The organism is Aeromicrobium sp. PFPM2_SD2 (assembly GCF_057364525.1).
Window position 1 is genome coordinate 1 of record NZ_JBNFNZ010000088.1, and the last position, 7,102, is coordinate 7,102.

A 7,102-nucleotide genomic window follows, 5' to 3' on the forward strand; every position below is an offset into this window, starting at 1 on the left:
CGGGCCGCCCCGACGAGCAGGACGCGACGGCCGCGGCGCGCAGCCGAGCAGGCGCAGGGTGGTCAGGTCGCCGGCGGCCTCGAAGATCCAGACGAGCAGCGGCGGACGGTCGACCCAGTACCGGCCGTAGAGGTCGTCGCCGTGGCCCCAGCCCGCCCCGACCATGAGGTAGCCGGCCTCGTCCCGTCCGGCCAGGGAGCCCAGGAACGGGAGCCGCAGCAGCACGGCCAGCACGGCGAAGGCCAGGACGCCGCCGAGCGGACGCACTCGCGTGACGCTCCCGGGGCCACCGCTCGCGGCGGCGGTCGGCAGGGAGGTCACCGTCCGAACCTATCCCCCGCCGGGCGTGCGGCGGCAGACCTCGCCCGTACGGTGGAGCCATGCGTGCCGTCCACGTCCCTGAGCCCGGAGGCGTCGACGCCTCGTCGTCCGCCGACCTCGCCCCGCCCCGACCGGCCCGACCCGGCGAGTCCTGATCGACGTCGTCGCGTCCGCGGTCAACCGCGCGGACGTCCTGCAGCGCCAGGGCTTCTACGACCCGCCGCCCGGCGCCACGCGCGTCCTCGGCCTGGAGTGCTCGGGCCGCGTCGCCGCGCTGGGCGAGGGCGTGGAGGGGCTCGAGGTGGGCCAGGAGGTGTGCGCGCTGCTGTCCGGCGGGGCTACGCCGAGCAGGTCGTCGTGCCGGCCGGCCAGGTCGCGCCCGTGCCCGAGGGCGTCGACCTCGTGACCGCCGGCGGCCTCATGGAGGTCTTCTGCACGGTCTGGTCCAACGTGTTCATGACCGCCGGCCTGCGCGAGGGCGAGACGCTGCTCGTGCACGGCGGCTCCAGCGGCATCGGCACCTGCGCCATCCAGGTCGCCACGGCGCTGGGCGCGCGCGTGGCCGTCACCGCCGGCACCCCCGAGAAGCTCCAGGCCTGTCGCGACCTCGGCGCGGACGTGCTGATCGACTACCGCGAGCAGGACTTCGTCGAGGCGCTGTCGGACGCCGGCGTCCGGCCCGACGTCGTCCTCGACAACATGGGCGCCAAGTACCTCGAGCGCAACGTCCGGGCCCTCAACACCGGCGGGCGGCTCGTGGTCATCGGCATGCAGGGCGGCACCAAGGCGGAGCTCGACCTGGGCCGCCTGCTCGCCAAGCGCGCCTCGGTCACCGCGACGTCGCTGCGCGCCCGCCCCGCCGAGGAGAAGGCCGCCATCGTCGCCGACACCGTCGAGCACGTGTGGCCGCTGCTCGAGCGCGGCACCGTGCGTCCGGTCGTCCACCGCACCGTGCCGCTCGAGGACGTCCGGGAGGCACACCAGGTGCTCGAGGACTCCAGCCACGTCGGCAAGGTGCTGCTTCGCGTCCGCTGACTACGCTGGCGACATGTCCGAAGAGTTCCAGGTCATCGGACCGGACGGCCGTCCGGTCACCGTGCAGGCCGACGTCGCCGAGGGCGGCGACGACGCGAAGACGGCCGGGCCGGCCGACCTCGTCGAGCAGCCCGCGAAGGTCATGCGCATCGGCGGCATGATCCGTCAGCTGCTCGAGGAGGCGAAGTCCGCCCCGCTCGACGAGGCGAGCCGTTCGCGGCTGCGCGAGATCTACGAGCAGTCGATCGCCGAGCTCAAGGACGGCCTCGCGCCCGAGCTCGTCGAGGAGCTGGAGCGGCTGAGCCTGCCGTTCGGCGCCGAGGCGCCCAGCGAGGCCGAGCTGCGCATCGCCCAGGCCCAGCTCGTGGGCTGGCTCGAGGGCCTGTTCCACGGCATCCAGGCCGCGTTCTACGCCCAGCAGGTCGCCGCGCAGCAGCAGCTGCAGAACATCCGGCTGGCCATTCCGGGGCCAAACGGTGGCAAAGAGGGCGAAACGAGAAATATCGACGCGGACGGTGTCACCGGGGGCATGTACCTGTAACGTACGTCACAGTTCCACCTCGGAGGTTGCTGTGACGACGATGGAGACGGACTCCTACATCCCCGCCTGCGCGAAGTCCCCGGAGGACTTCCTGCCGTACGACCTGAGCGACGAGGGTCCGGGCGACCACCGTCACCAGCAGGCCCGCATGCAGGCGGCGCACCGTCAGTGCGCCGCGTGCCCCCTGTTCGTCGAGTGCCTGTACCGCTCGGTCGTCGAGGTCGACGTCAGCGGCTACGTGGCGTGCACGACCGAGGACCAGCGCCGTCAGATGCGCACGATGCTCGGCGTGGAGATCGGCCAGCCCGCCCCCGGCGTCATCGGCGCCCCCCGGGTCGGAGCCGGCCCGGTCGACCACGAGTCGGTCGTGGCGATGCGCCAGGCGTACCCGAACGACACCTGCCACCAGCTCGCCGAGCGGCTCGGCTGCTCGACCTCGACCATCAAGCGCCACCTGCGCCGCGAGCGCGAGCGCCAGGCCGCGCAGGTCGCCGCCGCTCCGCCCACCATCCGCCGCGTGCCCACCACCGACGAGGTGCTGGACGCGTTCGACAGCCTGGAGACCAGCAAGGTCGCCTGAGCCCGGCACCCACGACGAGGCGCCCTCCCTCACCGGGAAGGGCGCCTCGTCGCGTCCGGGCGCCAGCGGGGGAGGCGTCCCTAGACCGCGTCGAGGTCGGCGAAGGCGGCGGTGAAGAACGGCACGTTCGAGGTCGACCAAGTGGCCTCGTGGTCGCCGACGCGGATGTTGCGAACGCCCATTGGGGCGGACCACGGCGTTCTGCTGCTCCACGGAGCCGCCGAGCTCGTCCAGGAGGCAGACGCGCACGCCGCGAGCGGCGACGGGAGGCTCGCCCCAGGTCAGCACGATCACGTCACCGCCGCCGACCAGCCGCGTGACCGACGACACCGGGACGTCCAAGTCGGCCCGCTCCACGTCGCTCTCGGCCAGCACCTCGTCCAGGCGGCCGGCACACTTTTCCCGGGGCGCGCAGGTCGTCGTCCGCGCTGCACGCGGCGAGCACGAGGGTGCCGACGACCACCGCGGCACCGGCGCGGCGGGGGGCTCTACTCGTCGCCCTCGATGTCGCCCTCGGGCTTCTCGCCGGACTCTGTGCCACCAGACTCCTCCTCGAGAATCTCGGCGATGTCGATGACGTCGGGATCCTCGAAAGCCTGCCCTTCAGCGAAGTTTCCAGCCTCATCGATCCCGTAGCGGTCCCTCAAGAAACGCTCTCGATAGATGTGATCAGCATCCTCGACGACACTCGACAAGAGTCGAGCATTCATGCCTGCGCCGATGACCGTGCCTAGCAGCGGAACCGCTTGACCCAACTTGCGCTGCGTGATCCGGAAGCCGAGGCGAGCAAACACCTTCTCAACCACCCCGGTCACGGCGTTCTGGCGCAGTTGGTCCCAGGTCGCACGCCTCGCGAGCAGCTGCACGAGCTTGTTGAGCTCCACGTAGGCAGCTGCCTTGCCAGATTCTGCTGCCGTTCCCATGCTGAGCACCGCAAGCGCGAACAAGCGCTCATCTGGTCTGTCCAGGTCGTATCCGTAGTAGGCCGCGACGTGCGCGACGGCCCGGTTCGCCGCAACGAGAACTGCCGCCGCGTCCGCGGCCATCACCCCGACCACGGTTCCGATCCCCGGTGCGGCGCCCGCACCCGCTCCGGCAACCGCGCCACCGGCAGCAACGATCTGTCCACCCGCGATCACAAACCCGGCCGCCGCGCCTTCGACCATCGCCGTTCCTGTGTAGGCCAGCGCCAGGTTGGGCTTCGTCTTGTCGATGTCGGACAGCTCGACCTTGGCGATGTCATCGATCGTCTGCACGTCATGACCGCGCTTGTTGAAGGCGGCTGTGATGGCGCGGTCCCGCACCGAATTCATCGCCGCTTTCGAACCGACGTCCACGAACCCGCCCAAGGCCTTCACGAAGAGAGCCTCGAACTCACCGGCACCCGGCAGCGTCTCGAACCTTCCCTTGGCGCTTCGACCAGCATCGGTTAGCCCGTCGCGGAGTCGCTTCGGAAGCAGGCGCCTGGCTCGAGAATCGAGCCGCTTGTCCCGCCACTGCTCGATCTCCGACCAAGCTCGTGCGTCGTACGGAGTCATGTCATACGCCATTGAAAGGACCTCTCCGGTCAGCGATGCGCAGCCTGCCGTTCGACAGTCTGAACCACCCGCGCCTCACCCGTCCCCGAGTTCGAAAACTCGCTGCCGCGCGGAATGAGCGTGCGGCGGAAAGCCGAAGGCGCTCGGGTGCGATCATCCGGAAACTGCCGGCTTGTCTCCGGTCGCTGACCGCCGCGACACCGACCGATGGCCCGTTAGCTCGATGTCTACAACCGCGCCGCGACCCTAGGCCGGAGCGCGGACCTACAGGTAGCGCTGCAGCTCGTCGAGCAGACCGTCCTCGTCGATCGAGCCGGTGACGTCGTCGGCGACGTCCTTGACGGCCTGCGGCGCCTGGCCCATGGCCACGCCGCGTCCGGCCCACTCGAGCATCTCGACGTCGTTGTTGCCGTCGCCGACCGCGAGCACCTCGGAGCGATCGACGCCGAGCTTGTCGCAGAGCACCTTGAGCCCGTACGCCTTCGAGACGCCCTGCGGCGCGAGGTCGAGCCAGGCGTCGTAGCCGATGTAGTAGGACGTGTCGTCCAGGCCGAGGCCGCGGACGATCTCGCCGAAGTCCTCGGGCGCATGGTCGGGGCTGCGGATGATGACGCGCACGACCGGCTCGGCGATGAGCGACTCGACGTCCTCGACCACGATCGTGCCGTTGATCTCGCCGGTCGGGAACGGGCGGCTGACGCGGTAGCCGGTGCCGAGCTCCTCGACCGCGACGATCGCGTCGGGCATCTCGGCCAGCACCCGGCGCACGGCCTCGGACGCGTCGAAGGTGACCGTGTGCAGGATGTCGACCGGCGGGTACGACATCACGACCGCGCCGTTGGAGGCGATCGCGTGACGGCCCTCGAGACCGAGCTTCTCCACGACGTCCAGGACGCCGGGGATCGCCCGGCCGGTGCTGATGACGACCTCGACGTCGCGGGCGACCAGGCCGCGGACGGCCTCGCGCACCGCCGGTGACAGCTCGTTGCGCTCGTTCACGATGGTGCCGTCGACGTCGAGGGCGACGAGCCGGGGAAGGAAGGTCACGAGCGCGGCTCCAGCACCTCGGGAAGGAGGCCGTGGAGGGCCTTGGGCAGTCGCACCGAGCCGTCGGCCTGCTGGCCGTTCTCCAGCAGGGCGATGATCGTGCGGGTCATGGCGCACAGCGTGCCGTTGAGCGTGGCGACGTGGCGCGGGCCCTCGTCGGTGCGCTCGCGGATGTCCAGCCGGCGGGCCTGGAACTGGGTGCAGTTGGACGCCGACGAGACCTCGCGGTACTTGCCCTGGGTCGGGATCCAGGCCTCGCAGTCGAACTTGCGGATCGCGGACAGGCCGAGGTCGCCGGCGGCGACGTCGATGACCCGGTACGGCAGCTCCAGCGCGTCCAGCCAGGCGCGCTCCCAGCCGAGCAGGCGCTCGTGCTCGGCCGCGGCCTCCTCGGGCGTCGTGTAGACGAACATCTCCACCTTGTCGAACCAGTGGACGCGGAAGATGCCCCGCGTGTCCTTGCCGTACGAGCCTGCCTCGCGCCGGTAGCAGGGGCTGAACGCGGCGTAGCGACGCGGCAACGTCCCGGCGTCCAGGATCTCGTCGGAGTGGTACGCGGCGAGCGGCACCTCGCTGGTGCCGACGAGGTACAGGTCGTCCTTGGGCAGGTAGTAGACGTCGTCGGCGGCCTGGCCCAGGAAGCCGGTGCCCTCCATCGCGCGCGGCTTCACCAGCGCCGGCGGGATCATCGGGGTGAAGCCCCACTCGGCGGCCTTGCTCATCGCGAGCTGGGTCAGCGCGAGCTCGAGCTGCGCGCCGACGCCGGTCAGGTAGTAGAAGCGGGCGCCGGAGACCTTGGCGCCGCGCTCGACGTCGAAGGCGCCGAGCGCCTCGCCGAGCTCGAGGTGGTCCTTGGGCTCGAAGCCCTCGGCGGCGAAGTCGCGCGGGGTGCCGACGGTCTCGAGCACGACGAAGTCGTCCTCGCCCCCCTCGGGCGCCTGCTCCGACGCGAGGTTCGGCAGCGCCTTGAGCAGCCGGTCGAACGCCTGGGCGGCCTCGCCCTGCGCCGCCTCGGCCTCCTTCACCTGCGCGGCGAGCGCCTTGGTGCGGGCCAGCAGCTCGGCCTTCTCGTCGCCGGACGCCTTCGCGACCTGCTTGCCCATGGCCTTCTGCTCGGCGCGGACGGCCTCGAACGCGGCGATCGCGGAGCGACGGCGCTCGTCGGCGGCGACCAGCTCGTCGACGAGGCTCTCGGACTCCCCACGACGTCGCTGGGCGGCACGCAGGAGGTCAGGGTCTTCACGCAGGAGCTTGGCGTCGATCACGCGCCCAGCCTATCGGCGCGGGCCCGTGGCAGCGCGGTCCCGTCGCCCGGGCACTACGCTGGCCCGGTTCGGCCGACGACGAGGGGAGCAGCTGGTGACGATCGACGTGCGACGCGCGCGACCGACCCACCCGGCGCTCCTGGCCGGCCTCACCGCCACCCTCCTCGTGCTGCTCGTCGGCCTCGGGACGCTCGTGGTCACCGGCTCGTCCTGGCTGCAGGACCTCGACACCCGGCTCTCGATGCGCGCCCTGGTGTTCACCAGCACCCACGACCTCGCCCGCGACGCGGCCCACGCGATCAGCGTCGGCCTGGACCGCTGGACGTGGTCCCCCGCGCTGCTGCTCGTCGCGATCTGGCTGTGGCGTCGCGGCGCCCACCGGGTGGCCGCGTTCGTCGTCGCCGCCGGCGCGACCGAGGCCGTCCTGAACCCGCTGCTGAAGCTGCTGGTCGACCGCGACCGTCCGGTCCACGAGGAGCCGCTCGCGGTCTTCCACGGCCTGTCGTTCCCCAGCGGGCACTCGTCCTCGGCCGGCGTCGGGTGCACGGTGCTGGTCATCGTCACGCTCGTCGCCCTGCGCCGCGGTCGCCGACGTCGCCTGCTGATCACGCTGCTGGTCGTCCTGGCCCTGCTCGTCGCGGCGAGCCGCGTCTTCTACGGCGCCCACTACCCCAGCGACGTCGTGGCCGGGCTGAGCGAGGGCGCGCTCGTCGCGCTGCTGTGGTGGGCGCTGCTGCTGCGCACCGACCGCACGACGCCCCGCTCGTGGCCGCGG

Annotated in this window: 8 protein-coding genes and 1 pseudogene; 5 read left to right on the forward strand and 4 right to left on the reverse strand. The window is 71.5% G+C overall.

Features of this window, described 5'->3' with window-relative positions; translation table 11 throughout:
- A pseudogene (locus AC2W7G_RS06330) lies at positions 1-321 on the reverse strand (hypothetical protein); the annotation flags it as partial.
- A 193-nt stretch (positions 322-514) separates the two neighbouring features.
- Between AC2W7G_RS06330 and AC2W7G_RS06335 the strand changes: the two are divergent.
- The 4 genes from AC2W7G_RS06335 to AC2W7G_RS06350 are packed head-to-tail and all read left to right on the forward strand — an operon-like array spanning position 515 to position 2,477.
- Positions 515-727, forward strand: coding sequence for an alcohol dehydrogenase catalytic domain-containing protein (locus AC2W7G_RS06335; RefSeq protein WP_485867693.1), 213 nt, complete (start codon positions 515-517; stop codon positions 725-727).
- A complete protein-coding gene (locus AC2W7G_RS06340; RefSeq protein WP_485867687.1) occupies positions 637-1,356 on the forward strand; it encodes an NAD(P)H-quinone oxidoreductase in 720 nt (239 codons plus the stop codon). The genes AC2W7G_RS06335 and AC2W7G_RS06340 overlap by 91 nt, the downstream gene beginning before the upstream one ends.
- Before the next feature lie 13 nt (positions 1,357-1,369).
- A complete protein-coding gene (locus AC2W7G_RS06345; RefSeq protein WP_485867688.1) occupies positions 1,370-1,897 on the forward strand; it encodes a proteasome activator in 528 nt (175 codons plus the stop codon).
- A gap of 40 nt (positions 1,898-1,937) precedes the next feature.
- On the forward strand, positions 1,938-2,477 hold the full coding sequence (locus tag AC2W7G_RS06350) for a WhiB family transcriptional regulator (protein ID WP_485867694.1): 540 nt from the start codon (positions 1,938-1,940) through the stop codon (positions 2,475-2,477).
- A 488-nt stretch (positions 2,478-2,965) separates the two neighbouring features.
- Here AC2W7G_RS06350 and AC2W7G_RS06355 read toward each other — a convergent pair whose 3' ends face one another.
- From AC2W7G_RS06355 to serS, 3 genes are all read right to left on the reverse strand, one after another.
- Complete coding sequence (locus AC2W7G_RS06355; RefSeq protein ID WP_485867689.1) at positions 2,966-4,015, reverse strand: EcsC family protein; 1,050 nt, start codon at positions 4,013-4,015, stop codon at positions 2,966-2,968.
- Positions 4,016-4,279: 264 nt separating this feature from the next.
- Positions 4,280-5,062 carry an HAD family hydrolase gene (locus tag AC2W7G_RS06360; protein WP_485867690.1) on the reverse strand — a complete coding sequence of 261 codons (783 nt, stop codon included), beginning with the start codon at positions 5,060-5,062 and terminating at the stop codon, positions 4,280-4,282.
- The gene (gene serS, locus AC2W7G_RS06365; protein ID WP_485867691.1) at positions 5,059-6,327 is read right to left on the reverse strand and encodes a serine--tRNA ligase; all 1,269 of its coding nucleotides are present in this window, start codon (positions 6,325-6,327) and stop codon (positions 5,059-5,061) included. Before serS ends, AC2W7G_RS06360 begins: the two co-directional genes overlap by 4 nt.
- 94 nt (positions 6,328-6,421) lie before the next feature.
- Between serS and AC2W7G_RS06370 the strand changes: the two genes are divergently transcribed.
- Positions 6,422-7,102, forward strand: a 681-nt coding sequence (locus AC2W7G_RS06370) for a phosphatase PAP2 family protein (protein WP_485867692.1), incomplete at its 3' end; no start/stop codon positions are given.